1 protein-coding gene and 1 pseudogene are annotated in these 2,577 nt (G+C 63.6%); one reads left to right on the top strand and one right to left on the bottom strand.

Annotated elements, in window-relative coordinates; all coding sequences use genetic code 11:
- Positions 1 to 770 (bottom strand): hypothetical protein (locus tag AHiyo1_RS17380; RefSeq protein ID WP_059389366.1); only part of this gene is annotated, 770 nt, incomplete at its 3' end.
- A 137-nt stretch (positions 771 to 907) separates the two neighbouring features.
- On the opposite strand from AHiyo1_RS17380, the pseudogene pepN reads away from it, so the two are divergent.
- Positions 908 to 2,577 (top strand): annotated as a pseudogene (gene pepN, locus AHiyo1_RS17385) (aminopeptidase N); the annotation flags it as partial.

Genomic DNA, 2,577 nt, shown 5'->3' on the forward strand with positions numbered 1-2,577 from the left:
CCGGCGATGTCAACGGCGGGCACCGTGAGGACCCGCAGGACCCCCGCAGCAAAGACCTGCACCCCTTTCCTGTCCGCCCTCACCCGGACAAACAGGAAACACGCTCCGATGACCGCGACCACTGCCAACAATGCGCCCAACCACGGGAGCGCAATCGCGATCAGCATGGCCGGGAACAAGGTGGCGACGCAGATCATGACGAACACCGAACTCCGTGCATGGACCCACAGCAACATGGAATCTTCCGCCAGGCCAGGGTCTTCCGTCCGGATCCGCTCGGCCTCGAGGGCGGCGTCGTCTTCCGGAGTCCAATGCGGGTCCGGCTTGAAAGCCATCATCATGACCACGCCCAAGGGCAAAGCCGCACCCGCGCCGAGGGCAAGGACCGTGGCATCAACGTGCGAGCTGCGGGCGTCGGCGAGGCCTGTTTGCCCAACAAGGCCAGCGGCCAGCACGGAGGTAATGAAGAGGGTCACCATGAGGCCCATGCCCATCATGACCCTGCGCATAATCACCGGCCGGGCAAGGGGAACAGCCTGGATGAACACCAGCCAACCCGCGACGACCAGAAACCCTCCTCCGCCGAGTACGTAGGCGAGGAACGGCGCAAAGCTGATTCCGCCGTCGGCATTCCAAGCGATGGCCACGGGATCCGGGAGATTGTTGCGCAACATGAGGGCGCACACGGCAAATGCGGCGGCCAGCAGCAGCGGAAATGCCACTGCAAAGCGGAGTGCCCGGAGGTCCAGCGAGTCGCGCATCTTTCCCATATTCCAACGCTACCCCGCGCCGGCGACACTGTGATCGAGCTTCCTTGCCAAGGCGGAATCAAGTGAAAGAATGACTTCACAGCGCCGGCGCTGGCTGAAACCAACCGGCTTCTCGAAACCATTCTTGGAGGCATACCTTGCCAGGCCTGAACCTGACGCGCGCCGAAGCCGGACAGCGCGCAGAATTGCTCACCGTGACCTCGTACGACGTCACCCTCGACTTGACCAAGGGCGCCACGGTCTTCGGCTCCACGACCGTGGTGAAGTTCTCCGCCGCCGAGGGTTCCTCGAGCTTCATCGACGCGATCACGGAAACCGTGCACAGCGTGACGCTGAACGGCACCGAACTCGATCCGGCGGTGGTGTCCGACGGCGTGCGCATCCAACTGCCCGGGCTCGCCGCCGAAAACGAGCTGAAGGTAGTCGCCGATGCCCCGTACATGAACACCGGTGAGGGCCTGCACCGATTCGTGGACCCGGTGGACAACGAGGCCTACCTGTACACGCAATTCGAGGTGCCGGATTCGCGCCGCATGTTCGCTGTGTTCGAGCAGCCGGACCTGAAGGCCGCATTCACCTTCACGGTCACCGCACCGTCGCATTGGGACCTCATCTCCAACTCGCCCACTCCCGTACCGCTGGAAACCACTCCCGGGGACGACGGCGGGGCGCGCTCGGTTTGGCATTTCGCCCCCACTCCCCGCATCTCTTCCTACGTCACCGCCTTGATCGCGGGACCGTACCAATCGGTCCGCAGCAAGGTCACGAGCTCCGATGGCCGGGTCATTCCGCTTGGGGTGTTCGCCCGCAAGTCCCTCATGCAGTACCTGGACGCCGACAACATCTTCGAACTGACCCGCCAGGGTTTTGAGTTCTTCGAGGCCCAGTTCGGATTCCCGTACCCCTTCGAGAAGTACGATCAGCTCTTCGTTCCCGAGTTCAATGCCGGCGCCATGGAAAACGCCGGCGCGGTGACCATCCTCGAGGGCTACGTCTTCCGCGGAAAGGTCACCGACGCCCAGATCGAACGCCGCGCCATCACCGTGCTGCACGAACTGGCCCACATGTGGTTCGGGGACCTCGTCACGATGCGCTGGTGGAACGACCTTTGGCTCAACGAGTCCTTTGCCGAGTACATGTCCCACCTGGCCGCGGTCGAAAACACCGAATTCGACCGGGCCTGGACCACCTTTGCCTCGGTGGAGAAATCCTGGGCGTACCGGCAGGACCAATTGCCCACGACACACCCGATTTTTGCCGAGATCAACGATCTCCAGGACGTCGAGGTCAACTTCGACGGCATCACATACGCCAAGGGAGCTTCCGTGCTGCGGCAGTTGGTCGCCTGGGTTGGACCGGAACAGTTCATGGCCGGCGTCCGCGAATACTTCCAGAAGCATGCCTGGCAGAACACCGAGCTTGTGGACCTCATGAAGGAACTCGAAGCTGCCAGCGGCCGCGACCTGGACCAGTGGGGCAAGCTCTGGCTCGAGACTGCCGGCGTCAATACCCTCTCGCCCGAGATCGAGGTCGACGCCGACGGCACCATCACGTCCTTTGCGATCGTGCAGACCGCTATCGACGAGCAGCCCACGCTGCGCCCGCACCGCCTCGCCGTCGGCTTCTACGACCTCTCAGCCGAAGGCAAGCTTGAGAGGACCCACAGGGAGGAGCTCGACGTCGACGCGCCCGGACCGACGTCCCTGCCCTTGCCGGAAAGGCGCGTCCGGACCTGGTCCTGCTCAACGACGACGATCTCGCCTACGCAAGGTGCGCCTCGACCCCGCATCCTTGGCCACTGCGAAAG

It is taken from the genome of Arthrobacter sp. Hiyo1, from assembly GCF_001263615.2.
Taxonomy (GTDB): Bacteria; Actinomycetota; Actinomycetes; order Actinomycetales; family Micrococcaceae; genus Arthrobacter.